The 23838-nt window shown below is 41.7% G+C and carries 31 protein-coding genes and 1 pseudogene; 31 read left to right on the forward strand and 1 reads right to left on the reverse strand.

Annotation, left to right across the window (positions count from 1 at the left end; translation table 11 throughout):
- The first annotated feature begins 293 nt into the window (after positions 1-293).
- From AAA453_RS03160 to AAA453_RS03215, 12 genes are all read left to right on the forward strand, one after another.
- Positions 294-491: a helix-turn-helix transcriptional regulator gene (locus AAA453_RS03160; RefSeq protein WP_427706212.1), complete on the forward strand. Its 198-nt coding sequence runs from the start codon at positions 294-296 to the stop codon at positions 489-491.
- A 78-nt stretch (positions 492-569) separates the two neighbouring features.
- Positions 570-752: a hypothetical protein gene (locus AAA453_RS03165; protein WP_081225178.1), complete on the forward strand. Its 183-nt coding sequence runs from the start codon at positions 570-572 to the stop codon at positions 750-752.
- Positions 753-812: 60 nt separating this feature from the next.
- On the forward strand, positions 813-1124 hold the full coding sequence (locus tag AAA453_RS03170; RefSeq protein WP_427706214.1) for a DUF2482 family protein: 312 nt from the start codon (positions 813-815) through the stop codon (positions 1122-1124).
- A complete protein-coding gene (locus AAA453_RS03175) occupies positions 1124-1489 on the forward strand; it encodes a hypothetical protein (protein WP_427706216.1) in 366 nt (121 codons plus the stop codon). Before AAA453_RS03170 ends, AAA453_RS03175 begins: the two co-directional genes overlap by 1 nt.
- A complete protein-coding gene (locus tag AAA453_RS03180) occupies positions 1489-2667 on the forward strand; it encodes a DUF2800 domain-containing protein (protein ID WP_427706218.1) in 1179 nt (392 codons plus the stop codon). The genes AAA453_RS03175 and AAA453_RS03180 overlap by 1 nt, the downstream gene beginning before the upstream one ends.
- A gap of 77 nt (positions 2668-2744) precedes the next feature.
- Positions 2745-3308, forward strand: coding sequence for a DUF2815 family protein (locus AAA453_RS03185; RefSeq protein WP_427706220.1), 564 nt, complete (start codon positions 2745-2747; stop codon positions 3306-3308).
- A 21-nt stretch (positions 3309-3329) separates the two neighbouring features.
- Positions 3330-5279: a DNA polymerase gene (locus AAA453_RS03190; protein WP_081225173.1), complete on the forward strand. Its 1950-nt coding sequence runs from the start codon at positions 3330-3332 to the stop codon at positions 5277-5279.
- A gap of 149 nt (positions 5280-5428) precedes the next feature.
- A complete protein-coding gene (locus tag AAA453_RS03195; RefSeq protein ID WP_427706222.1) occupies positions 5429-5647 on the forward strand; it encodes a hypothetical protein in 219 nt (72 codons plus the stop codon).
- Positions 5647-6213 (forward strand): SA1788 family PVL leukocidin-associated protein, encoded by a 567-nt coding sequence (locus AAA453_RS03200; RefSeq protein ID WP_427706224.1) that lies wholly within the window; start codon positions 5647-5649, stop codon positions 6211-6213. The genes AAA453_RS03195 and AAA453_RS03200 overlap by 1 nt, the downstream gene beginning before the upstream one ends.
- The gene (locus AAA453_RS03205; RefSeq protein WP_427706226.1) at positions 6213-6626 is read left to right on the forward strand and encodes a DUF3310 domain-containing protein; all 414 of its coding nucleotides are present in this window, start codon (positions 6213-6215) and stop codon (positions 6624-6626) included. Before AAA453_RS03200 ends, AAA453_RS03205 begins: the two co-directional genes overlap by 1 nt.
- A complete protein-coding gene (locus AAA453_RS03210; RefSeq protein ID WP_427706228.1) occupies positions 6626-6958 on the forward strand; it encodes a hypothetical protein in 333 nt (110 codons plus the stop codon). The genes AAA453_RS03205 and AAA453_RS03210 overlap by 1 nt, the downstream gene beginning before the upstream one ends.
- 55 nt (positions 6959-7013) lie before the next feature.
- On the forward strand, positions 7014-7328 hold the full coding sequence (locus tag AAA453_RS03215) for a MazG-like family protein (RefSeq protein ID WP_427706230.1): 315 nt from the start codon (positions 7014-7016) through the stop codon (positions 7326-7328).
- Positions 7329-7444: 116 nt separating this feature from the next.
- On the opposite strand, the gene AAA453_RS03220 is transcribed toward AAA453_RS03215, so the two are convergent.
- On the reverse strand, positions 7445-7930 hold the full coding sequence (locus AAA453_RS03220; RefSeq protein ID WP_427706231.1) for a hypothetical protein: 486 nt from the start codon (positions 7928-7930) through the stop codon (positions 7445-7447).
- 115 nt (positions 7931-8045) lie between these two features.
- Between AAA453_RS03220 and AAA453_RS03225 the strand changes: the two genes are divergently transcribed.
- The 19 genes and pseudogenes from AAA453_RS03225 (at position 8046) to AAA453_RS03315 (ending at position 23808) form a co-directional block, all read left to right on the forward strand.
- The gene (locus AAA453_RS03225) at positions 8046-8246 is read left to right on the forward strand and encodes a hypothetical protein (protein WP_427706233.1); all 201 of its coding nucleotides are present in this window, start codon (positions 8046-8048) and stop codon (positions 8244-8246) included.
- Positions 8247-8263: 17 nt separating this feature from the next.
- Positions 8264-10741 carry a VapE domain-containing protein gene (locus tag AAA453_RS03230; protein WP_427706235.1) on the forward strand — a complete coding sequence of 826 codons (2478 nt, stop codon included), beginning with the start codon at positions 8264-8266 and terminating at the stop codon, positions 10739-10741.
- Positions 10742-11259: 518 nt separating this feature from the next.
- The gene (locus AAA453_RS03235) at positions 11260-11544 is read left to right on the forward strand and encodes a VRR-NUC domain-containing protein (protein WP_427706237.1); all 285 of its coding nucleotides are present in this window, start codon (positions 11260-11262) and stop codon (positions 11542-11544) included.
- Positions 11534-12895, forward strand: a complete 1362-nt coding sequence (locus AAA453_RS03240) for an SNF2-related protein (protein WP_427706240.1) — start codon at positions 11534-11536, stop codon at positions 12893-12895. Before AAA453_RS03235 ends, AAA453_RS03240 begins: the two co-directional genes overlap by 11 nt.
- A gap of 265 nt (positions 12896-13160) precedes the next feature.
- The gene (locus tag AAA453_RS03245; RefSeq protein WP_427706242.1) at positions 13161-13577 is read left to right on the forward strand and encodes a transcriptional regulator; all 417 of its coding nucleotides are present in this window, start codon (positions 13161-13163) and stop codon (positions 13575-13577) included.
- A 257-nt stretch (positions 13578-13834) separates the two neighbouring features.
- Positions 13835-14434, forward strand: coding sequence for a hypothetical protein (locus tag AAA453_RS03250; RefSeq protein WP_427706244.1), 600 nt, complete (start codon positions 13835-13837; stop codon positions 14432-14434).
- 74 nt (positions 14435-14508) lie between these two features.
- Positions 14509-14988: a hypothetical protein gene (locus tag AAA453_RS03255; protein WP_427706246.1), complete on the forward strand. Its 480-nt coding sequence runs from the start codon at positions 14509-14511 to the stop codon at positions 14986-14988.
- An 88-nt stretch (positions 14989-15076) separates the two neighbouring features.
- Positions 15077-15514, forward strand: coding sequence for a helix-turn-helix domain-containing protein (locus AAA453_RS03260; RefSeq protein ID WP_427706248.1), 438 nt, complete (start codon positions 15077-15079; stop codon positions 15512-15514).
- Positions 15495-16772 carry a PBSX family phage terminase large subunit gene (locus tag AAA453_RS03265; protein ID WP_427706250.1) on the forward strand — a complete coding sequence of 426 codons (1278 nt, stop codon included), beginning with the start codon at positions 15495-15497 and terminating at the stop codon, positions 16770-16772. The genes AAA453_RS03260 and AAA453_RS03265 overlap by 20 nt, the downstream gene beginning before the upstream one ends.
- A 12-nt stretch (positions 16773-16784) precedes the next feature.
- Positions 16785-18232 (forward strand): annotated as a pseudogene (locus AAA453_RS03270) (phage portal protein).
- 6 nt (positions 18233-18238) lie between these two features.
- Positions 18239-20125, forward strand: a complete 1887-nt coding sequence (locus AAA453_RS03275) for a minor capsid protein (RefSeq protein WP_427706252.1) — start codon at positions 18239-18241, stop codon at positions 20123-20125.
- A complete protein-coding gene (locus AAA453_RS03280; protein WP_427706254.1) occupies positions 20126-20299 on the forward strand; it encodes a hypothetical protein in 174 nt (57 codons plus the stop codon).
- Positions 20296-20460 (forward strand): hypothetical protein, encoded by a 165-nt coding sequence (locus AAA453_RS03285; RefSeq protein ID WP_192573695.1) that lies wholly within the window; start codon positions 20296-20298, stop codon positions 20458-20460. Before AAA453_RS03280 ends, AAA453_RS03285 begins: the two co-directional genes overlap by 4 nt.
- 113 nt (positions 20461-20573) lie before the next feature.
- Entirely contained in the window at positions 20574-21176 is a 603-nt protein-coding gene (locus tag AAA453_RS03290; protein WP_427706256.1) for a DUF4355 domain-containing protein, read from the forward strand.
- Positions 21177-21200: 24 nt separating this feature from the next.
- Positions 21201-22133 carry a capsid protein gene (locus AAA453_RS03295; protein WP_427706258.1) on the forward strand — a complete coding sequence of 311 codons (933 nt, stop codon included), beginning with the start codon at positions 21201-21203 and terminating at the stop codon, positions 22131-22133.
- A 21-nt stretch (positions 22134-22154) separates the two neighbouring features.
- Positions 22155-22418 (forward strand): hypothetical protein, encoded by a 264-nt coding sequence (locus AAA453_RS03300; RefSeq protein ID WP_081225155.1) that lies wholly within the window; start codon positions 22155-22157, stop codon positions 22416-22418.
- Between the two features lies 1 nt (position 22419).
- Positions 22420-22749 (forward strand): phage head-tail connector protein, encoded by a 330-nt coding sequence (locus AAA453_RS03305; RefSeq protein WP_081225154.1) that lies wholly within the window; start codon positions 22420-22422, stop codon positions 22747-22749.
- A gap of 302 nt (positions 22750-23051) precedes the next feature.
- On the forward strand, positions 23052-23399 hold the full coding sequence (locus tag AAA453_RS03310; protein WP_427706260.1) for an HK97-gp10 family putative phage morphogenesis protein: 348 nt from the start codon (positions 23052-23054) through the stop codon (positions 23397-23399).
- Positions 23380-23808, forward strand: coding sequence for a hypothetical protein (locus tag AAA453_RS03315; protein WP_427706262.1), 429 nt, complete (start codon positions 23380-23382; stop codon positions 23806-23808). Before AAA453_RS03310 ends, AAA453_RS03315 begins: the two co-directional genes overlap by 20 nt.
- Positions 23809-23838: the final 30 nt, after the last annotated feature.

The raw sequence follows: 23838 nt of genomic DNA on the forward strand, positions 1-23838 counted from the left end.
GTTGCATTATAGCTAATTCTCTATTATAGTATGACATGTGCTATTGATTAGCTTACAAACACAGCAAATAGATATTTAGTTCTCCAAAACGTAAATTTCAATTATAAGGCTGTTGTTGTAAGGTTTTAACACGTAGCAACTAAAAAGCAATACTCAAAAAATGCAACCCCATCCAACGGGATAAGTATGTCTAATTAGCTAATTACTACATTTTTAATATTAGCATATTAGCTAATTCGGTGTAAAGAGTTTTCAGTAACATTTTAGAGTATACGCTAAAAAGGAGGTAAAAAATGAGCAGTTTCGGTTCAGATGTATTTGAAGAGCTTGAACGTAAAGGCATAACACAAAGACAGTTAGCTCAAGCGTTAGGCATATCAGCGCCATACTTAAACGACATATTAAATGGGCGTCGAGAGGCTACATTGCAGAAAGAACGAATTAGAGCGTATCTAAAAGAAAAAGAGGAGGCTAAGCATGGCCAACGATAAGAAAAGTCCTGAAGAATACATGCCTCAAAGAGTAGCTCAGTTTTGGTATGAGTTTATGAAAGCGAGGGGCTATGTATAGTGAAAACTCTAACAACAAGTTTTTATACAGTAACTTTGTCAGTGGCTATCGGTTTAGCAGTTGCGATGATGTTCGATGTTTATATCGGGACAGTTGTCTCATTTGCAGTCGGGGCTATGACAGAGCTCACATTCTCAGAAATGGAAGAAAACAAAAAAGGCCTCACTCGCTCCAACGAGTAAGACCAGCATTAAGAAAATTAATTGTACGAACATTGTAAATCAAATTAGGAGGTAGCGCAAATGCTAACTAAAGAAATCAAGGACATGTCAGAGAACGAAATCACAGAATTATTAAGCGATAAAACTAAAGAGTTGTATGAACTTGTAAACCAAATCAATAAAGAAACAGAACACACAGCTGTGACCTTAGCACATGCTGGGCTTGCCCAAGACCTTGAAGAGGGTACGCAAATAATCGGACAAGGGACAATGGTCGGAAGTTCTCAACACCTAACAGCTCTACTAAGCAATGATGAAGATATGGAGCATATAGCCTATATGCTAACAATGAAAAGTATCGTATCAGAAATGCAAGAGGAGGCTGACGAGTAATGTTAGAAACTATCCTACAAGAAATCAGAGACGAGCTAAGACGCTCTAACGATTTGAAATCTAAACAGTTGCAGGACTTCACTAACACAGCAGAAGAGCCAGCAGGCTGGACGCAGTTGCCACAAGAAGAGCCTAAACAAGAGGCGCCAGCTAAGGAAGAGCCTAAGCGAGAAGAGGCACCAGCAACAGCTGAGGCACCTGACGAGGCTACATTCAAGAAAGCTATTGCTCAAATCATCAAAAGTGGTACTAAAGAGGAAAAAGACAAAGTTAAGGCTCTAATCAAAGAGTCAGGCGCCTCTAAGGTAAGCGACGTTCAAACTGACAAGCGTCAAAGCATTATGGACGCTATTGAGGCGATGTAATGACTTCACAAAACCACTCAAGCAGAAAGCACGCATATTTGTCAGCGAGTAGTGCCAATCAGTGGTTGAATTGTCCTCCCAGCATTAAAGCAAGTGAGGGCATAGGCGATAAGACAACAACATTTGCAGAAGAGGGAACATTCGCTCATGAGCTGTCAGAGCTGTATTTCGTAAGGCTCTACGATGGTATGACTGAGGATAAGTTCCAGCAAGAACTAGAACGGTACAAGCAAAATGAATATTACTCAGAAGAGTTAAGAGAATACGTTGAGCAGTATGTCGATATCGTAGAGGAAAAAGTCAACGAGGCAAGAGCTCAAGACGAGCCTATCCTGTTTTTTGAACACAGACTTGACCTCACGAGATATGTACCCGAGTCATTCGGTACAGGCGACGTAATTATCTACTACAACGGCACAGTTGAGATTGTAGACCTCAAATTCGGCAAAGGCGTCGAAGTGTCAGCCCTTAACAATCCGCAGTTAAGGCTGTACGGGCTAGGTGCCTATGAGCTACTCAAAGACTTTGAGGACGTTCACACAGTCAAGACAACAATCATACAGCCGAGGTTGCACAATGTATCATCTGAGAGCATGACAGCTGACGACTTAGTCAGTTGGGGGCTTAACGTAGTTAGGCCTCAAGCCTTGAAAGCCATCGAGGGCAAGGGCGAATTTAAACCAGGCAATCATTGCCGTTTTTGTAAGATACGCCACTCGTGCAGAGCTAGAGCAGAGGCAAACTTGAACGCCAGCAAAGAGCAGACGACCCCAACGACGCTCACTGACGACGAGCTTGCTGAGCTACTTCACAAACTACCTGATATTAAACGCTGGGCTAGTGATGTTGAAGAGTATTGCAGAGAGCAGGCGCTTGAAAACAATCGCAATTTTGACGGCTGGAAAGTGGTCGAGGGCAGAGCAAGTAGAAAATATGTTGATAACGAACAGGTTTTTGAAAGGCTCAAGGAGCACTACGACCCTGATGAAGTATCAGAAACAAAAGTGTTAAGCATATCTAAACTAGAGAAACAAATCGGCAAGAAGAAAGTCGCTGAGCTATTAAGTGACCTAGTAGAAAAGCCCCAGGGCAAACCGACTCTAGTGACTGAGGACGACAAACGTCAACCTATCACTAACAGTGCTGAAAGTGATTTTACTGAGTTTATTAATAAATAAAAGGCTACGGCCATTAATACTATATTATGCAACAAATCAAACTATATTATAAATCAAATTTAAAGGAGTTTTTCACAATGGCAGAACAATTAAAAACAAGAGTAATGGTATACGCAAGAGCGAGCTACGCACACATTTTTGAACCTCAAGCAATCAACGAGGGCGATGAACCTAAGTACAACGTGAGCTTAATTATCGACAAAAATGACGAAAAATCAATAAACAATATCAACAAAGCAATTGAGAACGCTAAGCAAAACGGTAAGGAAAAATTCGGTGGTAAGATACCAGCTAACCTTTCAACACCTTTACGTGATGGCGACACAGACAGAGAGGACGATGAGGCTTATCAAAACGCTTATTTCTTAAATGCTAAAACGAAACGTAAACCTCAAGTATTAGACATGGACGGTCAACGCACTGACGACCCTGACGAGGTTTACAGTGGTTGCTATATCCGAGTAACAGTCAATTTCTATCCTTATGCAGTATCAGGAAGTAAAGGCATTGCGTGTGGATTAGGTAATATCATGAAAGCTAAAGACGGCGAACCACTTGCTGGTGGAGGCGCTAAAGCAGAGGACGAGTTCGCAGAGTTTATCGACCTTGATAACGACAACCTAGATGAACTGTTTGACTAATCAATCAAGGGAGGCAACGTCATGACAGTAATGCACATTGATATTGAAACCTACAGTAGTTATAACTTGAAAGATACAGGGGCTTATCGGTACGCCGAGGCTCCTGACTTTGAAATATTAATCATTGCTTTTTCTATTGATGGCCAGCAAGTACAGGCTATTGATATGCACGACATAGATGACAGATTGTACAAACAATTTAAATGGCATTTACTCGACCCCGAAGTCGAGAAACGAGCTTTTAATGCGTCATTTGAGCGTGTTTGTTTAGCAAAGCATTTCAGAACAGCAATGCCACCTGACGAGTGGGCTTGTGACATGGTCGACGCAACTCGTGTTGGCCTACCAGCCTCACTTGAAAAATGTGCAGAGGTGCTGGAAGTAGATGCACAAAAAGACAAAGCAGGTAAGGCCTTAATCAGATATTTTTCAGTTCCTTGCAAACCAACAAAAGTGAACGGTGGCCGAACTCGAAATCTACCTGAACATGACACAGAGAAATGGAAACAGTTTATTGATTACTGTATCAAAGACGTTGAGGCTGAAATGGCCATCGGCGAAGAGATATCAGACTTTGAGGTGCTACCTAGTGAGCAGGAATTGTGGACGATTGACCAACACATAAATGACAGAGGCGTTCACATTGACCGTCAGCTCATGCTGGGGGCTTATGAACTAGATAAAATCAGCCAGGCACAACTCGCAGAACAAGCTCAAAAGCTGACAGGGCTCGACAATCCTAATAGCCAGCAACAACTCATGGCATGGTTTCGTGAGCAGGGCGTTGAGATTGAGAACTTGCAAAAGAAAACAGTCGGCGAGTACCTAGAGAAAACGTCAGGCAGAGCTCACAAGATGTTAGAGCTACGACAGCAAATGAGCAAGACCAGCGTAAAGAAATACAACAAAATGTATGACATGGCATGTGAGGACGACCGTATTAGAGGCATGTTCCAATTCTTCGGAGCTGGCACAGGCCGATGGGCAGGCAGGGGGGTTCAAATGCAGAACCTCACTAAGCACAAAATGACTGATGAAGAGCTAGACATAGCAAGAGAGTCAATCAAACAGCAGGACTTCGATTGGTTAGACCTGACACTCGAGTACAGCTATCAGGATATACTCAGCCAGCTTGTAAGAACGACATTTACAGCAGAACAAGGCTATCAGCTAGCTGTCAGTGACTTCTCAGCCATTGAGGCTCGAGTCATTGCATGGTATGCAGGCGAGCAGTGGCGATTAGATGTGTTCAATACACACGGCAAGATATACGAGGCGTCAGCGTCTCAAATGTTCGATGTTCCTGTAGAGAGTATCGGCAAGGACAGCCCTTTGAGGCAAAAAGGTAAAGTAGCCGAGCTTGCACTCGGTTATCAAGGAGGAGCAGGCGCCCTCAAATCAATGGGAGCCCTAGACATGGGCATTGCTGAGGACGAGCTCAAGCCCTTAGTTGATAGCTGGCGAGAGGCAAACCCGAATATCAAGTCATTTTGGTATAACTGTCAGAACTCAGCAATCAAAGCTATTCGTAGTGGTAAACCACAAATGGCAAACGGGGTTAAGTTCTACACTTATCGAGGCCACCTAATACTAGAGTTGCCAAACGGTCGCTGTATTGTCTACAGAGACGCAAAGACAACGCAAAACAGCTGGGGCTCGACAGTCGTTGAGTTTCAAGGCTTAGACATAAATCGTAAATGGACGACAGTTAAAACATATGGAGGCAAGCTGGTCGAGAACATTGTACAAGCTACAGCACGAGACCTGTTAGGCGTATCAATGGCCAGGCTCGAGAAACAAGGCTACAAGATAGTGGCTCATGTGCACGATGAACTAATTCTCGAAGTACCTGACGACCAGCACGACCATTTGAAAGATATAGAGGATATTATGAGCCTGCCTGTTGATTGGTCTGAGGGCTTGAACTTAAACAGCGACGGCTTTGTGAGTCCGTTCTACATGAAAGATTAAAAAGAGCTAACTAATGACTAAATTTTTAGAGATAGTTTCCCAAATAACATTTTACCTATTAGTCGGTTTGGTATACGGAACAGCTCTTGTGGCGTTTCTTTTTGGGATTATCTTACTTATATTGCTAGTTATCCTATAGGAGGTAAAACATGAGCGCACTAGATGGCGTGAGCGAGTGGGGCACTTACAAGGTGCCTGTCAAGCTCACTATTGAATATGACGCAGAGGTTACTGTTACAGCGAATAACTGGGACGATGTCTCAGAGAAAATAGACGAATATGTAAGCGAATATTATGACGACATGGCAAGTGAAGTTATGGCCATGACTGGAAAATCAGAGTTGAAGAAATGGGAGGAACGAATGTAATGCACTTTGAGGGAAGAACCAAATACCCAACAACACCGAACGGCGAGATTATATGGCTAGATGACGCAGACAGAATGAAATTAAAATCGTTATTCGTGTCATTAGACGATGTTCAGACAAGACTCGACAACGGCTGGAAACCTTACGAGGCTATCAATTTCAGTAATAAATATAAAATACATGACGGGGGAATTTGCTATTCGCACAATACAGGCGAGCGCACAGTCTACATTCCTGCTGATGAAATGGAAAAGGCAGAAATTGAGGTCGGGCTTGACCCAAGAACAATTGCTAAACGTTTGAACAGAGGTTTTTCAGTACAAGAGGCACTGACAAAAGCACCTGTGACCAACGACTTTAATGAAGTGAAAAAGGACATTGAAGAGCAGAAAATCAAACAGCGTAAACAAGAAGAGCGCAGACGTAGAAAAATGGAAGAGTACAAAGCTCGTAAGTACAGAGAGCGTAAACCTCATTTATTCGATGGCACACCCCAACAGCACACGCTGGGCGAGTATACACAGCATTTAATGGAAAATAACATATTCCCAAAGGTGGTTAAATAATGACAACAATAAACATGTTAAATAAAGGCGATATAGTTTCTTTCGAGTACCCTATCGACTCAGGTTTTGAGGTTACAGCAGAAGTAACTGAGCTACACCATGATGTTATGAGAGCAACGGTCTACGATGGAACAGAAACGTATCAAATAGACGACTCATTGAAAATTACAGTTATACAGCCATCTGAGACAGTTGAAGAGCAACACTATCAGAGCAATACTGATGACGGCATAGACCTCATTGACTTTTGGTACATGCAAATGACACCCGAAGAGTTTCAAGGTGCTATGAAGTCAAATCTGCAAAGATATTCAACTCGTTTAGGTCGTAAAGATGACCGTATAAAAGAGCTCAAGAAAATTGAGGATTACGCAAGACGCTACAGAGAGAAACTCGAGCAGGAGGCTAAATAATGGATATCGAAAACATTGAACTCGGCGACGTTCACAGAAAGCTAGCAGACATTATGGAACAAGCCGAGAACTTAATCCAGGAAAAGAACGAGCTCAAGAGACACAACGAGCACCTCAGAGAGCTGGCGCGAGCTCAGCAGGACAAACTCAACAATATCTATGAGGCGTCAGCTAGGGCGCAACATGAGGCTAAGTTGTGGGAATATCGCTATCGCCACATTGAGCGCTGGGTGCAGGGGCGACTTGAAATCACACCAGCAAGCATACATTACGACAGCATGAGACTAGCCCTAATTAGATTTAAGAAACTCGACTTGCATGAACTATATTAAACAAGCCTTAAAGGTTAAGGGCGTGAGAGCGTCAATCATAAGGAGGAATAGCAAAATGGAAAACATGCAAACATTAGTAGAAAGCATAGAAGATTGGTCAGTAGATAAAGGGTTAAACAACTCAGACCCTAACAAGCAAATGCTTAAAGTAGTCGAAGAAATCGGCGAGTTAAGTCAAGGCCTAGTGAAAGACGACAGAGACCAGGTCGTAGACAGCATAGGCGACGCAGTTGTGACCCTTGTCATCTTATCTCAACAGCTAGGGTTATCTATCGAAGATTGTACGGCCTACGCTTATGACGAAATTAAAGACCGTAAAGGCGAAATGCGCAACGGTTCATTTATCAAGGAGGCTGACCTTAATGACTGATTTAATAAATGCAACTTTTCACGGCGTAACTATTGCTACTAGCACTGCAAAGTATATTTTCTTTGTTGATGTACAAAAGTAAATAAGCCTCAAAGCGGTTTTAGGTAGGCGAAATCTTATTTTTTGAGCGACATGTATACAGTGAAACAAAAGGCTATAGATGCTCCGATTGCTGACAAAATACTAAAAATAATAGTAGTATCTGAGGGTTTAGTTGATAGTAAAACTATAGTGAAAATAAAAACAATAATAGGCACGCCAACATAACAAAAAAATAATAATTTTAAGAATAGAGGCTTAGTTAGCAACTTTGTTACTGATCCCCAAAAAAATATAACTGCTAATGAAAGAAGAACTAAAGTAAAGGATACCTGCACCCCGATTAACCAATTATTTTGTAGAGCAGTTACTATTATTCCTAAATTCGTATTACTAGCTTCTTTATTTATGTTAAGGATTGTAAGTTTTGCGTATTTAAAAAAATTGTAAAAAATACATACAGCTACTGTAAAGCAGATTATACGAGAAATAACTACTGTTAAAGGTTTATTTACTACAGATAAAATTTTATTCCAATAGGATTTAACATTATTTATTTTCAAAATATTACTTCCCCTTTTCACTCCGTTTATTTAGACATAATTATGCAAGAAAATTTTGAATTTAGCAAAACAATTTTAAAAAATATAAACATTACATTAGGAGGACGTGTAAATAATGGCTAGTAAAACAATACAGCAAATTGAAGATGAATACGAATTATCAAGACATTATGAAATTAAGGTCGATGGCGACGCAGTATTAAGAGATAACAAGAATGTCTATGAGGCTTTACAACATCTTGAGGCAATAGAGAAATACTTAGTCGTTGAGCCTGACAATTGGGCAGGCCACATCTATATAGATATAAACGATTAGAAAGGAGCAAAACAGCTATGCACGAATTAGACAATATCACTCCATTAGAGCAGCTACAATATAATGGCAAAATGACATACGCACAAGCGACTAGCAGGCTATCAAGCTATTGGCGTAACACTGAGAAGAGTTGGAGCGAATTATTGCAAAAGCTCTCAGTGACTACTAGAACACAGGAAACTATCGCAGAATACAACACAATGAAAAAAGCTGAGCAATCAGAAATTAAAGACGTGGGAGGCTTTGTCGGAGGATATCTCAAAGAGGGCAAACGCCGTAAAGGCTATGTGATGAACCGTTCAATGCTGACGCTAGACATTGACTTTGCTGACGAGAACATGGACGAAATCATCGAAATGTTTTTCGGTTACGCCTACGCTGTGTACTCAACGCATAAGCATAGAGCTACGACGCCACGCCTGCGCTTTGTTGTTCCACTTAAAAGGCACGTCAACGGCGACGAGTATGAGGCTGTAGCTCGTAAGGTTGCAGAGTCAATCGGCATTGATTACTTTGACGATACGACCTATCAGCCACACAGGCTCATGTATTGGCCAAGTACAAGCGCCGACGCTGAATATCTGTTCACGTATCAGGACGCACCTTTTATCGACCCTGACGACGTGCTGGCTGAGTACAAAGACTGGAAAGACCCTCTTGAATGGCCGTACTCAGAACGTGAAACAGCAAGCTACAAACGACTAGCTGACAAGCAAGGCGACCCACACAATAAACCTGGTATCGTTGGTGCGTTCTGTAGAGCCTACGACATACACGACGTAATAGAGCATTACTTGTCTGACGTCTACGAGCAATACGACGACACACGCTACACATATGTAGGAGGCTCAACAGCTGGGGGCTTAGTAATCTATGAAAATGGCAAGTTCGCCTATTCTCATCATGGTACAGACCCAGCAGGAGGCGAGCTATGCAACAGCTTTGACCTATTACGTGTACACAAGTTCGGCATACAAGACGAAGAGACGCCCGAAGATACGCCAATTAATCGCCTACCATCTTACATTTCAATGCAGAAACTCGCACAGAACGACGGCGAAGTTAAAATAAATATGATGATGGAAACATACGAGGCTGAGGACGATTTCAGCGATTACATTGATAAGGCTGAACGTGACGAGCGTCGTGAGCACTACAAATGGGCGACACAGCTCGACGTGGATAAGCAAGGTAATGTGCTGGCCACAACGCCTAACATTGGCTTAATCCTACGCCATGATGACAAGCTCAAGGGCAAGATTGCCTACGACGAGTTTAACAATCGCCTTAGTGTCCTGGGCTCAACGCCGTGGCGCAAAGAGGACACAGTGAGCTATTGGCGTGACGCTGATGACGCAGGACTGCGCATTTACTTAGAGCAGGAGCACGGTATCTACAATAGAAGTAAAACAGATGACGCTGTGAACGAAATCGCTACAGAGAACAAGTTCCACCCTGTCAGAGATTACCTTGACGGGCTAGAGTGGGACGGTGTCGAAAGATTAGACACGTTATTCATTGATTATTTAGGCGTGGAAGATACAGAGCTCAACAGAGCTGTGACGAGAAAAGCCTTTACGGCTGGTGTAGCTCGTATTTACCAGCCTGGTATTAAGTTCGACTACATGACAACGCTATACGGTGGTCAAGGTCAGTATAAATCAACGGTATTGCGCAAAATGGGTGGTGCATGGTTCAGTGAGTCTCTTACAAGCGTGACAGGCAAAGAGGCCTATGAGGCATTGCAGGGAACGTGGCTTATTGAAATGGCTGAGCTGGCTGCTACCAAAAAAGCAGAGGTAGAGGCTATTAAGCACTTTATCAGTAAACAGGTCGACTCATTCCGTGTAGCTTACGGGCGACATGCTGAGGACTTCCCTCGTCAATGCGTATTCTTCGGAACAACGAACAAAATAGATTTCTTACGTGATGAAACAGGAGGGCGTCGCTTTTGGGCGTTAGCCGTAGATAAGCGCAACGCTAGCAAGAACATTAATGAGCTAGATGACCCAGCACTCACTAAGCAGTTATGGGCAGAGGCAAAACAACGCTACAACGACGGCGAAAAACTGTACTTGCCTAGTCACTTAGAGGACAAAATGGGCGAACGTCAAGCCGTGCATACCGAAGAAAGTGTTTATCAAGGTATCGTTGAGGAGTTCATCGACACGCCTGTTCCTTACACACAGGACTACAGCTGGCGTGACTTAGACCTAGACACGAAACGTGCGTATATTCAGTCAGGCAATCCTGACGTGTTACCTCAAGAGCCAGCAGGTTATGAGTACAGAGACCGTATTTGTGTATCTGAGGTGTGGTGTGAATGTTTAGGAAAAGACAAAGGTAATTTCCCTAGAATGATACAAACTGAATTGAAATCAGTGCTAAAAAGTTTAAAAGGTTGGGAACCTTATACGGGAAATAATCGAGGCAGATTGAAATTTGGTATAGGATATGGAGCCCAAAAAGCGTTTTCAAGGGTCGAAAATGAGTAAATTGTCAGACTTCTTGCGTTGCCCATGCGTTGCCCTGCTTTTTGGAGCTGGGACACGGGGCAAGCCCTTGAGCCTGTAAGGCTGGGAGGCTAACGTTGCCCTGGTTCCATAAAAGTTGCCATCTTCTCAAAAACCACTCACAGGCAATTTATTGCGTTGCCCTACTTTTGGGACACGCAGAAAAACCTGCGTTGCCCTGGTTCCACTTGGTTGCCCTAAAATTTTAAGCAGGGCAACGGCCTCAGCCCTTATATATCAAGTGATTGAGCCCTATCGTTGCCCTGGTTCCATAAAAACTCCCTCTGAGTTAAAGAATAGAGTATAGGGAATATAGAGAGTGTAATAATATACCCTGTACTCCCTAACACGTATTTTTATAAGTTTGGCGAAAAAATTTAGAGATTTTTGGGCAACGCAAGGGTTTAGCCTTACGGGCAGTAGGCGTGAGGGTAGTTGCCATGTAAAATTACATTAAAAATGGGTATAAAACTACATTTTAGCAAGGAAATGATGAAAAAATGAGAGAAAGCAAAATCGAAGAATATCTCAAAAATGAAGTTGGGAAATATTCAGGGTTATGTCTGAAATTTACTTCATCTGTTTCAGGTGTTCCTGACAGAATTGTGATACTTCCTGAAAATAGAATTTATTTTGTTGAGTTGAAACAAGAAAAGGGTCGACTCTCAAAAATACAAAAATATATGCACAGACAATTTGAGAAAAGAGGCGTACCTGTTTATGTTCCTTACTCAAAAAGTGATGTTGATAAATTTATAAATGAGGTGGTCAAGAATGGCAATTGATTTTAAGCCATATGACTATCAGGCTTATGCGATAGATAAAATCATAGATAACAAAAGGTTCGGACTCTTCTTAGATATGGGACTCGGTAAGACAGTTTCAACTCTAACAGCAATAGAGCAACTCAAATATGATTATCTCGATGTAGACAAAGTGCTGGTCATAGCTCCTAAGCGTGTAGCAGAGGACACATGGGCACAAGAAGTTGATAAATGGACGCACTTAACTCATTTAGATGTTTCGCTTGTGCTGGGCACACCTAAGCAACGAGAGCAGGCACTAGAGAGAAACGCAGACATATATGTCACGAACAAAGAAAACACGAAATGGATATGTGAAAGATTTAAAAAAGATTGGCCGTTCGATATGGTCGTGATTGATGAACTATCCACATTCAAGAACTCAGACAGCCAACGCTTTAAGATACTTAAAAAGAAATGGCCATTGTTTGATAGGTTCGTAGGACTTACAGGAACGCCAGCACCTAAAAATATTATGGACTTATGGGCTCAGATATATTTGATTGATGGAGGCGAGCGTTTAGGAAAGTTCAAAACACATTTTAGACAAAGATACTTTTATCCAACGCACCAAATATCAGATAACGTTTTTAATTGGGAATTGAAAAATGGCTCGAAAGATGAAATCTACAAAATGATTAGTGATGTTACAGTCAGCATGGAAAGTAAAGACTATTTGAAAATGCCTGAACGTGTCGACACAGTCAAAGAGTCTAAGCTAAGTAAAAAAGAGAGAGCCTTGTATGACGAATTAGAGCAGAACATGGTCATAGAGAACGACATAGACGACGATAAAGATATAGTGGCATTAAACTCAGCCAGCTTGAGTAATAAGCTGTTACAAATGTCTAACGGTGCCGTTTATGCTGACGATGGTTCTATTACTCACATACATGATAAGAAATTAGAGTTGTTAGACGAGATAGTCGAAGAGTCACAAGGCCAGCCAATACTTGTTATGTATAACTACAAACATGATAAAGAGAGATTGCTAGAACGCTATAGCTTTGCTGAGACCTTAGACAGTGACGACTATATGGAGCGCTGGAACAATGGCGAAATACAAATGCTTATCACACACCCAGCAAGTGCAGGACACGGGCTCAATTTACAGTATGGAGGTTCAATCATGGTTTGGTTTGGCCTAACTTGGAACCTTGAATATTATGAGCAGGCCAATGCTCGACTGTACAGACAGGGTCAAAAGAAAACAACTGTTATTCATCATCTACTTACTGAGAACAGCATTGACCAAAAAGTCTATGAGTCACTCAAAAATAAGAAACTTGGTCAGAATGAACTTATGAACGCAGTAAAAGCACGTTTACTTTAATTCTGAGGCCTCTCAGCCTCCACACATTGAACATAAATACAAAATAGGATAAATACCCTAAAAATAGATTAAAAGCTAAAATAAGGCTTTTAAATTAGTTTATACGCTATGGAGGTTAAAACATGAAAATATTTCAAAAGTTGATTGAGATTTTAATATACACAGTTTTTACAGCAATTATTCTAGGAATAGCATTGATAATACTAGGGTTGTTGCTTGCAGGAATACAAAGCATTTACACATTCTTATTTTAGGAGGTCACATCATGCAAGAATTGAAAAAGGTTGATTATGCAAAATTAGAGGATTACATCGAGAACTTAGACAGATACAGAGAAGAATTGAAGTTCAGAGAATATGAGCTCATGAGTAATCATGAACCTGACAACCCCGAGGGTGGCAAAGCAAATTTTGTTAGCAATCCTATTGAGCAACATGTCATTAAATGTAACCAGGACGCACAATATAGACGCTTGCAGGACGTTGTGAACGGTACTGAAAAATACTTAAATCAATGTGACGATGAAACGATAGAGATATTTAGGCTCAAGTTTTGGGACAAGCCCTTTGATTGCAACACATGGAACGCTATTGCTGATAGATACTACATAAGCCACTCAGGAATGAGACGATACAAGACAGCACAACTTGAAAAATTAGCAAAATTTATTGGTTATATTTAAATTTGGTTTTTATACCTATGGAAAACCAGGAATTACGGGGTTATTATGGTAATGTGTTCAAATTTGATGGACACTAGCAGTGATTACGGATAATCTTGGCTTGTTTATTCGACTTCTTCTAATTTTATATTGCGACACAGACCTAATTTTTCTTTTATAGTACATTCTTATTTTACTCCTTTAAGTCGGCTGAGAGCACCTCAGTCGGCTATTTTAATGCTATAATTTAATTAGTATATTGTAAAAGGGGTTTTTAAATGGATAATGAAAAATTTAGAGCAGGATTAGGGAAATCGTTTGACCATACTAAGAAACCAAAAGCACTTGGTGCCTTTTTTGAAAGTGCGAGTCATATAGAACCATCAAGTGAGACTATGAAAGAAAAGATGAAACCAGCAAATCATTCAACATTAATGTCTACTCCCGAACCAGTTATATTTGATAGAATTAGCGAGCTTAGAGAACATTTGAATGAAACATATTATATAGAGATGGCAGACAAAGCTGAGACGAAACAACTACAAATCAAGCAAACCCAGTATCTAAAAAGTATAGCAGAAAATATGGATTTCATAGCAAACCAATTTAAAATGACTTCAACGGCTTTAATTACATTGAACGCTACTATGGATAAAATGGGAGTAACATTTTCTGATATACAAAAAGACGTAGAAGAAAATAAAGCAATAAATGCTGAAATCTTTGAAGTATTAGAAAAGACCCGTATATCTAATGAAGAAGAGAGACTAAAAGCGACTGAAAGTCTGTTAACTAAAATAAACGACAAGGCTAAACTTGCAGAAATACCAGCCAATATAATAAGTCTTATAAATTTTATAATGCAGTTTTACAAATAGATTTCCCACAGCACCCGTTGAGGTGCTATTTTTATGGTAAACTTACTGTATAAAATAAAGGGAGGCAATAAAATATGAATAACGAAATTAATTCTGAAAATGAAAACAATATCGCTTTAGTGAATGGGACTATAGGAAATGAGATAAGCCCTACTTTAACCAAATTAATTAAACAATATTACAACGATATCGAAAAAATCATGACAAGCGCCTATGAAAATTTCTTTATTCTAAAAGGTTTTATCGAAACTGAAAATGGTGAAATTACAGACGAACTTTATTCAAGAGTGTTCGTTAAGGAAAAAGAAAGAATTAATATTTTTACTGAGCGAGATAACAGCTCGGAAACAGTCGTTACAACTATTCCAACAAAGCGAGTTGATAATACAGAGGCTCACTATAAGGTTATAGATGATGAACACGTAATGGCAGGCTTTACTGTTTACTATGAAAACGGCCAATCGTACGAACTTCATATACAGCCTGATAGTACAAGAGTTGAGGTTGTAGCTGACTTGTTCCAATTTTTAACAGACGATTCTCGTTACGTTTAAAATAAATAGATTTCCCCAGCACCCGTTGAGGTGCTTTTTTTATACATAAATTTAACAAGTTATTAACGTGAAAGAGGTGGTATTTGGCATGGCACGTCAAACATTATACGAAAAACTAGATATTAAAGATAAACTGACATTAGTTGAGGGCTGGAAAAGAGACGGCCTTACAGACGAGCAGATTGCTCACAATTTAGGAGTGTCTAAGCACTCAGTTATCAAGTGGAAAAAAGAGAAACCCGACTTTATGGACGCCATAAAAAAGGGCAAAGAAACGTCAGACTATGAGCTAGAGAACGCTCTACACAAGAGGGCAACAGGCTATTATTACAAAGAGGAAACAGTGACAAATAAAGGCGATGTAGTCGAGATTGAGAAATACGAACACGCAAACCCTACCAGCCTAATATTCGCACTGAAAAACAGGCTCCCAGCTAAATATAGAGATAAGGTTGAGCAAGAAATTACTCAGCGTAACATTGATTTGAATATCGGAGCTTATGACGATGACGACGGCGACAATTAATCTTAACTTTCCTAAGCCAGCAAAAGTGTTTAACAGAAATATTTTCAATATCCTAACAGACTACAGCCATTTCACAGAGGTGCATTATGGAGGTGGTTCGTCAGGTAAGTCGCACGGCGTAGTTCAGAAAGTCGTGCTCAAAGCCTTACAGGATTGGAAATATCCACGCAAGATACTTTGGCTCAGGAAAGTCGGGGCAACGATTGCAGACAGCCTATTCCAGGACGTGAAAGGTTGCCTGGTTGACTTTGCAATTTGGGACTTTTGCGAGTGGAACAAAACAGATAATCGTATCACATTGCCTAATGGGGCTGTGTTCCTGTTCAAGGGTATGGATAATAGCGAGAAAATCAAATCAATTAAAGGTATCAGTGATGTAGTTATGGAAGAGGCCTCAGAGTTTCACTTGAACGACTACACACAGCTCACTTTAAGGCTGAGAGAACGTAAGCATTTAAACAAACAAATATTCTTGATGTTCAACCCTGTGAGCAAGCTCAATTGGGTATATAAATATTTCTTTACAGGCGAGCCACACAAGAACACGCTTATACAGCAATCAAGCTACAAGGATAATAAGTTTCTTGATGAAATGACTCGTCAGAACTTGGAGGACTTGGCCAGCAGGAACCCAGCCTATTATAAAATATATGCGCTGGGCGAATTTGCTACGCTCGATAAGCTGGTGTTTCCTAAACATACTGAAAGGCTCATAAGCCCTGATGAAGTTAAGCACCTACCGTCATACTTCGGCTTAGACTTTGGTTACATTAATGACCCTAGTGCTTTGATACACGTCAAAATGGACACTAGGAACAAACAGCTATATATCGTTGATGAATACGTCAAAACAGGCATGTTAAACGATGAAATAGCAAACGTAATCAAGCAGTTAGGCTATGCAAAAGAACGCATAACAGCAGACAGTGCTGAGAAGAAATCAATTGCAGAGATAAAGCGTAAAGGCATTGAGCGTATTAAGCCAGCAATGAAAGGCGCTGACAGTATCATGTCAGGCATACAGTTTATAAGCCAGTTCGACATTATAGTCGACGAGCGCTGTACTAAGACGATTGAAGAGCTTAATAACTATACTTGGAAAAAAGACAAGAACACAGATGAATATTACAACGAACCAGTTGATACATACAATCACAGCATAGACGCCCTACGCTACAGCGTTGAAGAGCTTATGTTGAGAGATAAAAAGGGCAAGAAATCAGCCAATCAGTTAAGACGAATAAAAAACCATTTCTAGGAGGTGCGACGTTTGGGCTCACACTATCACGTAACTAACAAACATAAATACAATTTGAAGTTTGGCAGAGAGGCAAACAGAGACATTCTTGCTAACTCGGCCGAAGAGCTAGAGAACATTGACGTGCTTAACAGCATTGTCAGTGAGCACAAGAACAACCAAGTGCCCCGTTTGCAGGTGCGGAGGATTACTTCCTAAGCCAAAACACAGGCATACTTGAGGGACAGCGCAGAAAAGACTCAGAGAAAGCTGACCATCGTGCAGTTCATAACTTTGCTAAATACATATCGCAGTTTATTGTTGGGTACCTGACAGGCAATCCGATAACGTTCACTCACAAAGATGAAGAGACGCAACAGGCAATCTATGACCTGAACGACCAAAACGACGGCGACGCTGTGAACAGTGATGTCGCATTAGACTTGAGCATATACGGCCGTGCATATGAGATTGTGTTCAGAGACGAATACGGGCTCGATAGGTTCATGACCTTAGACCCTAAGAGCACATTTGTCGTATACAACCACGACATTGATAAGAAAGTCATTGCAGGCGTTCGCTACTATGACACAGTAGACAAGGAAAACCTCAAGACAAATCACATTGATGTGTACACAGATACGCACATTCACCACTATGTAATCAAGGACGGCGCAACTCAGACAGTTGAGAGCTACCAGCACTTTTATAACGATGTACCAATTGTTGAGTATCTGAACAATAAATTTAAGCAGGGCGACTTTGAGAACGTGCTCAGCTTGATTGACTTGTACGACTCAGCACAGTCAGACACAGCAAACTACATGAGTGACACTAATGACGCAATGCTGGCACTAATCGGCAACGCTGAACTTGATGGCGAGGACGCTAAGGCGTTCAAAGACGCCAACATGATACATATTAGACCTGAAATCAATGCAAACGGTGGCGAGGGCAAAGCTGACGCTAAGTACATATACAAGCAGTATGACGTGCAGGGCTCAGAGGCCTACAAGACTAGATTGCAAGATGACATTCACAAGTTCACGAATACGCCTGACATGAACGACGAGAAATTCTCAGGCCAGCAGTCAGGCGAGTCAATGAAATACAAACTATTTGGCTTAGAGCAATCAAGAGCCACTAAAGAGCGACTGTTCAAAAAAGGCTTAATGAAACGCTACAAGTTGCTACTCAACAACAAGAACATTGAGGGCACTAAGACACATGACCATGAAATAATTGACATAGCGTTCACGCCTAACTTACCGAAGTCTATGAAAGACAACGTGGAAATGGTCAACATGCTTGCTGGTACCGTATCAGAGAAAACTCGACTTGGCCTCTTAGACTTTATCGACGACCCTAGTGCAGAGCTAGAGAAGATACAAGATGAAGAGGACGAACAAATCGACAGAGCTGACAAACGTGAGTATAGTTTCGAGGCACCAGCAACGAGTGACGACCCACTGAAAGAGTGATAAGCTATGACAGAAAGTAAAAAGTATTGGCGTGAGAGAGCAGAGCGAATAATGGCCATTGAGGCTAAAAAAGATGACGAGGTTATCGAAGAAGTTCGCAAGATTACCAGCTCGACAATGAGCCACTTAGCCAATGAGATATACAGCTTTTATGCTAAGTATGCAAATGCTGAGGGCATAACAGTCGACGAGGCTAAGAAGAAAATACAAAAGACTGATATCAGAGAGTTCGAGGACAGAGTCGCTCAATACGTTAAGAATAAAGATTTCAGCGAGAAAGCCAATGCTGAGCTGAGACAATACAACACTAAAATGTATGTCAGCAGAGAGCGTATGCTCTTGCAACAGCTATCAGTAATCATGGCCAATGGCACAGCCCTCACAGAGGTTGAGCTTGAGAAATACCTGACTGAGTCAGTAGACAGAGAAGTCGAAAGGCAATCAGGTATCTTAGGCCAATCAGTGAGGATAAAGCCGAACCATGTCAGAGCGATTGTAAACTCTGATTTCTACGGGCAAACGTGGAGCGAGAGACTTTGGGGCAACATGGACGAGACACGCAAGCAGGTGCTCAAGACCGTGCAGAACTCATTGCTACGAGGTCGACACCCCAACGAGTTTGTTCCTGAACTTAAAAAGAAAATGGGCGTATCTACCTCAGACGCTAAGCGATTGCTTATCACTGAAACGTCAAGAGTTCAGTCAGAGGCTCAAAAGCTACACTATCAAGCTACGATGGACGGCGACTCTGAAATCGAGTTCGTTGCTAAGCTAGATGAGAGAACCTCAGACGAGTGCAGGCACCACAACGGCGACAGAATAAAAGTAAAAGACATTGTGGTCGGTGTGAACGTTCCACCACTACACGCTCATTGCAGGTCGACAACGATACCAGCTAAGACAAATTGGCGTGACGAGTTCTTCAAAGAACGTGAGGGACGCTATAACCTTGATGACTTCGAGCTCATAGACGATGAGGACGAAAAGGACGACGTTATCGACTTAGGCATGGATTGGGACGAAGAGGACAACGAGCCTGACGAGCACAAGTTCAACGACAACCTATCAGACGCATTAGGCGAAGAGCAAACAGCAGAGCTTAAACGCAAGCTAGATATTAATATGAACGCTGACGGTGCTCAAGAGTATCGCAAAATATGGAACCACTTCGCAGATGATATGGTTATCGAGCGACCTAATGGACGCAAAGGTGCCCACTTCAACCCAATGAGTGAAAAGGTTGTAATGAGTACGGACAACCTAGCTGAGCGTGATGTAATCGGTATAGGCAACAATAAACGTGAGGGCGATGACAACTACAGCACAGTAATTCACGAGTTCTCACATATGATTGACCACGCAGTTATCAGAGACCTGAAAGGCTCTAAGAACTTGTTGAGTGGTGCTTTCTCAGCAGACCCTACCAACTATGAGGCAGATGAAAAAGGGAACGTTGAGACGCTAGCAGAGGTAATCAAAAAAGAGCTAGACGCTAAGGCAAAAGCAGAGCTCAAAGTGCTTAAAGACGCACACAAGAACGGCGACACTGAGACCTGGAACCATGCTTATAAGCCACGTTTAAATAATGGCCGTACAGTCATGGTCAGAAAGCTCAGAGAACAGTATCATGTAGGACATTCAAGTGGTTTGTCAGACATGATTGAGGCAGCGACAAATGGCATATTCAATATTGAATACGGTCACGGTAAATCTTACTGGAAGAAACACCCAGCATACAAAACACCTCTACAAGCGAACCTCGAGGCCTTTGCAGAAATGTCAGAGGCGTTTATGGACGAAAACAAGAGGGAAATATATGAAAAAGAATTACCTAAATCGTACGCTCTCTATATTCAAATGATTAAAACAATTGTTGAAAGGTTGGGGCTGTAAATGGAAGAGCTAGAACAAGCAAAAAAAGATTACAAGGATAAGTTCGGCGAGTTGCCACCTATGATGTTTTTAAGAGGCATGACACCAGCAGAGCAAGTCAGTGCTATCAATGAACGTATTGCAGATGGTAAGGACTTCGGGGAACACGCCAATGAGGAGGACGAGCTATCATGAACGGACAAGGCATAGGCTATTTGAAACTGATAGCACAGAGCCTACACGGCATACACAAAGAGCTTATCAAGCTAAACAACACGCACCCAGCCAACAGAGCTGAGGGCAATGCAGAGAAACCAAAAAGCACAAGAGAGTTAGACCCTAAAGACTTTATATAAGCTACTTCCCTATTGCTGGGAGGTGGCTTTTTATTATGCCCAAAACGTGCTGATGGCGTAAAAAGCATGTATGGAAATCAGAGCCGACGGGCTATAAATGGAGGCAAATACATATGAGTAAAAAACTAAGATTAAACTTACAGCACTTCGCTGAGCAAGGCGACAATCCTCAGGGCGAACCTGACACAGATAACCAAACAGACGAAAACCTTGAGGGCAAGGACGACCAGCAAGGCGAAAAGACGTTCACACAAGAAGAGGTTGACCAAATTCTTAAAGAACGTTTAGCACGTGAGAAGAAAAACAAAGAGGACGCAGTCAAAGAGGCTGAGAAGTTGGCGAAAATGAACAAAGACCAAAAGGCTGAGTATGAGCGAGAGCAAATGCAAAAAGAGCTGGACGCTTACAAGGCTAAAGAGGCACGCAACGAAATGAAACAGACAGCTAAGGACATGCTCAAGGAAAAAGACATTGGAGCAGATGACGAGTTGCTTGAGATTGTTACAGCTGACACAGCCGACCAAACAAGCGAGAACGTTAAGGCTTTTACAGATGTACTTAACAGAATGGTTAAAGAGCAGGTTCAAGCTAAGCTGACACAGGGCACGCCTAAGAGCTTTCAAGCTACAGGCTCATTGAGTCGTGAGGATATCATGAACATTCAAGACGACTCACAGCGACAAAGAGCAATCGCTCAAAACAGACACTTATTCTAAATAAACTATCGGAGGTTTTACATAATGGCAGTAGAAAATAACTTAATTGATGTAGAGGCATTAGGCGAGGCAAAGTCGATTGACTTCGCAAACAAAATGGGCGAGCGCTTAAACAAATTATTTAAGGCATTAAGTATCACAAACAAAATTCCAATGAACGTTGGTTCAGCATTAAAACAATATCGTTTCAATGTAGTAGAGTCAGAGGCTCCTAACGGCAATGTTGAAGAGGGCGAAATCATTCCGTTAACTAAAGTTGAACGTGAACTTGTTAACATCACAGAGCTTGAGTTCCGTAAGTTCCGTAAGTCAACATCAGCTGAGGCTATTCAGTCACACGGTTATGACTTAGCAATCAACCGTACAGACGCAGAGCTTATTCGCTATGTGCAGAAGAAATTCAGAACTGACTTCTTTAACTCTATTGAGGACGCTGTGAACAACGCAGACCGTACAAACACTGAGGCGTTATCAGGTAAGAATTTACAAGGTGCGTTATCTCGTGGCCGTGCTAACTTATCAGTATTACTTGATGATGAAGTGACGCCAATCGCATTAGTTAACCCTAACGACGTAGCAGGCCACTTAGCAGATGGTTTTATCAACTCAAACGGTTCTCAATTCGGTTTAAACTTATTGACACCATATGTAGGTGTGCAAGTAATCGAGTTCGCAGACGTACCACAAGGCACTGTATACATGACTACAGCTGAAAACTTAAACGTTGCTTACGCTAACCCACAAGGCGAAATGAGCAGAGCGTTCAACTTTGCCTCAGACCAAACAGGCTTTGTAGGTGTCATTCATGACATTCAACCACAACGTTTAACAGCTGATACTGTATATGCGTCAGCAATCTCAATGTTCCCTGAAAACGTGGACGCAGTTATCGCTGTAGACATTACAGGCGAGCAAGCTGACGGTGGTTCTACAGACCAATCAGCAGAAACAGTCTAATACATAGGAGGCTACAATCGTATGAAAGTTCAATACAAAGTAGTCCGACCGTTCATTGATAAAGACACTCAAAAGCGTTATGCAATCGGGGACATTTACGAGTGTTCCCTTAAACGCTTTAAGGAGCTGTTTTTTAAAGACAATGCTCACAATGAGCAATACATATCAGTAGACGTGACGGACAATGCAAAGAAAGCTGAATTGTTAGAAGTAGCAGAGGCGCATGACATCAAAGTTACTGAGGACAATACGAAAGCTGAAATATTAAAAGCATTGGAGGGGTAATATGGCGTACATTGACGGCGTAAAGCTCCTTATAGGTTTGAATGATAATAAGCAAGATGACCAGCTTGAAAAGATAATCGACGTTACGGAAAAACGCTTAATATCCATGTTCCCTAAAGACGTAGAGGCAGTGCCTAGTTCCCTTGATTGGGTCGTCGAAGAGGTAGCAGTTAAGCGTTACAACCGTATAGGCGCCGAGGGTATGAGCTCCGAGAGCATTGACGGTCGCTCAACAAAGTTTCAAGAGAATGACTTTGACGAGTACCTATCAATCATCGAGGACGAGTTCCCGTCTACTTCCAGCAAAAAAGGGAGTATCAAGTTCTATTGAGATATGAACATAGAGCTACCCTTGTTAAAGAGGGACAAAAGCAATACAACCCTGACACTGGGAAGTATGAAAATGCTGGTCAGCAAATTTACGACTCAGTTCCTTGCAACAAGTCGCCTCTCTCGCCTCAGCGTACAGCTGTAGAGTTCGGGGAGGTTACTCGTGATATAAGTATCATAAGACTAAACAATCGCTTTGACGAGGCTGTGACGCACGCCTATATAGATGGCGTTAAATACCTCATAGTTAGGCCTGTTAGATATAGACGAGACACAGTTTTCTATATTGAAGAGGTTAACTAAATGAGGATAACAGGCGTTAACAAACTCATTAAGAGAATACAGAGAAACCAACAGACCATTGACGACGACGTCGACCACATTCTGAAAGAAAACGCTAAAGAGTTTAGAGCAGATACAGTGCTGGAGGCTCGTAAAGTCATGGTCAAAGGTTACTGGACGGGCAATCTCGCCAGCATGATTGAAGATACTAAGCAGGAAAAAATGAGTTACATTATCACATCAAACGCACATTATTCAGGCTTTCTTGAGTACGGCACCAGGTACATGGAGCCTGAAACATTCATGAAACAGATTTACCAGCAATATGGTGCTCAGGTAAACGCAGACCTTGAGAGATTGCTCAACTAAGGAGGGACAAAAACTAATGGCTAAACAATCAGCAAAATTCGAGTTATTTAACTATCTTTTTAAATCTTTCAGAGCGCTGGGGGTTCCCGTTGTACGAACGAAAGAGTTACATCAAGAGCTACCCTATCCATTTATCGTGCTTGAGGACGTCGAGGACAGTATCGGCGTAATGAGTATTGATAATTATTCAGGTACGCCAACAGTGAGAGCTCACTTGTGGTGCACGGAGGACGACCTTGCCAGCGCTGACAGGGTATACATACAGATACAAGAAACTCTACTTAATGTTGAAATGCTCCCGTCCTACAGAGTGACTCTCGAGAATTTAGAGACAGTAGACGCAACAGACACAACAACAAACCAAGTATTACAGCATACAGTTATAGACGCAACTTACAGAGCGTCATAGGGCAGGCCTGGTCTAGGGCTTGCCTTTTAT

Origin of the sequence: Staphylococcus parequorum, from assembly GCF_039237145.1 — a bacterium.
Classification (GTDB): Bacteria; Bacillota; Bacilli; order Staphylococcales; family Staphylococcaceae; genus Staphylococcus; species Staphylococcus equorum_A.

Excerpts from the sequence above, each read along its gene's own strand:
- AAA453_RS03260 (WP_427706248.1), top strand. The coding sequence starts at position 15,077 with ATGGCACGTCAAACATTATACGAAAAACTAGATATTAAAGATAAACTG.
- AAA453_RS03185 (WP_427706220.1), top strand. The coding sequence starts at position 2,745 with ATGGCAGAACAATTAAAAACAAGAGTAATGGTATACGCAAGAGCGAGC.
- AAA453_RS03265 (WP_427706250.1), top strand. The coding sequence starts at position 15,495 with ATGACGACGGCGACAATTAATCTTAACTTTCCTAAGCCAGCAAAAGTG.
- AAA453_RS03175 (WP_427706216.1), top strand. The coding sequence starts at position 1,124 with ATGTTAGAAACTATCCTACAAGAAATCAGAGACGAGCTAAGACGCTCT.
- AAA453_RS03200 (WP_427706224.1), top strand. The coding sequence starts at position 5,647 with ATGCACTTTGAGGGAAGAACCAAATACCCAACAACACCGAACGGCGAG.
- AAA453_RS03300 (WP_081225155.1), top strand. The coding sequence starts at position 22,155 with ATGAAAGTTCAATACAAAGTAGTCCGACCGTTCATTGATAAAGACACT.
- AAA453_RS03160 (WP_427706212.1), top strand. The coding sequence starts at position 294 with ATGAGCAGTTTCGGTTCAGATGTATTTGAAGAGCTTGAACGTAAAGGC.
- AAA453_RS03195 (WP_427706222.1), top strand. The coding sequence starts at position 5,429 with ATGAGCGCACTAGATGGCGTGAGCGAGTGGGGCACTTACAAGGTGCCT.
- AAA453_RS03305 (WP_081225154.1), top strand. The coding sequence starts at position 22,420 with ATGGCGTACATTGACGGCGTAAAGCTCCTTATAGGTTTGAATGATAAT.
- AAA453_RS03180 (WP_427706218.1), top strand. The coding sequence starts at position 1,489 with ATGACTTCACAAAACCACTCAAGCAGAAAGCACGCATATTTGTCAGCG.
- AAA453_RS03225 (WP_427706233.1), top strand. The coding sequence starts at position 8,046 with ATGGCTAGTAAAACAATACAGCAAATTGAAGATGAATACGAATTATCA.
- AAA453_RS03215 (WP_427706230.1), top strand. The coding sequence starts at position 7,014 with ATGGAAAACATGCAAACATTAGTAGAAAGCATAGAAGATTGGTCAGTA.
- AAA453_RS03280 (WP_427706254.1), top strand. The coding sequence starts at position 20,126 with ATGGAAGAGCTAGAACAAGCAAAAAAAGATTACAAGGATAAGTTCGGC.
- AAA453_RS03240 (WP_427706240.1), top strand. The coding sequence starts at position 11,534 with ATGGCAATTGATTTTAAGCCATATGACTATCAGGCTTATGCGATAGAT.
- AAA453_RS03230 (WP_427706235.1), top strand. The coding sequence starts at position 8,264 with ATGCACGAATTAGACAATATCACTCCATTAGAGCAGCTACAATATAAT.
- AAA453_RS03290 (WP_427706256.1), top strand. The coding sequence starts at position 20,574 with ATGAGTAAAAAACTAAGATTAAACTTACAGCACTTCGCTGAGCAAGGC.
- AAA453_RS03275 (WP_427706252.1), top strand. The coding sequence starts at position 18,239 with ATGACAGAAAGTAAAAAGTATTGGCGTGAGAGAGCAGAGCGAATAATG.
- AAA453_RS03310 (WP_427706260.1), top strand. The coding sequence starts at position 23,052 with ATGAGGATAACAGGCGTTAACAAACTCATTAAGAGAATACAGAGAAAC.
- AAA453_RS03205 (WP_427706226.1), top strand. The coding sequence starts at position 6,213 with ATGACAACAATAAACATGTTAAATAAAGGCGATATAGTTTCTTTCGAG.
- AAA453_RS03285 (WP_192573695.1), top strand. The coding sequence starts at position 20,296 with ATGAACGGACAAGGCATAGGCTATTTGAAACTGATAGCACAGAGCCTA.
- AAA453_RS03245 (WP_427706242.1), top strand. The coding sequence starts at position 13,161 with ATGCAAGAATTGAAAAAGGTTGATTATGCAAAATTAGAGGATTACATC.
- AAA453_RS03235 (WP_427706237.1), top strand. The coding sequence starts at position 11,260 with ATGAGAGAAAGCAAAATCGAAGAATATCTCAAAAATGAAGTTGGGAAA.
- AAA453_RS03210 (WP_427706228.1), top strand. The coding sequence starts at position 6,626 with ATGGATATCGAAAACATTGAACTCGGCGACGTTCACAGAAAGCTAGCA.
- AAA453_RS03170 (WP_427706214.1), top strand. The coding sequence starts at position 813 with ATGCTAACTAAAGAAATCAAGGACATGTCAGAGAACGAAATCACAGAA.
- AAA453_RS03295 (WP_427706258.1), top strand. The coding sequence starts at position 21,201 with ATGGCAGTAGAAAATAACTTAATTGATGTAGAGGCATTAGGCGAGGCA.
- AAA453_RS03190 (WP_081225173.1), top strand. The coding sequence starts at position 3,330 with ATGACAGTAATGCACATTGATATTGAAACCTACAGTAGTTATAACTTG.
- AAA453_RS03255 (WP_427706246.1), top strand. The coding sequence starts at position 14,509 with ATGAATAACGAAATTAATTCTGAAAATGAAAACAATATCGCTTTAGTG.
- AAA453_RS03250 (WP_427706244.1), top strand. The coding sequence starts at position 13,835 with ATGGATAATGAAAAATTTAGAGCAGGATTAGGGAAATCGTTTGACCAT.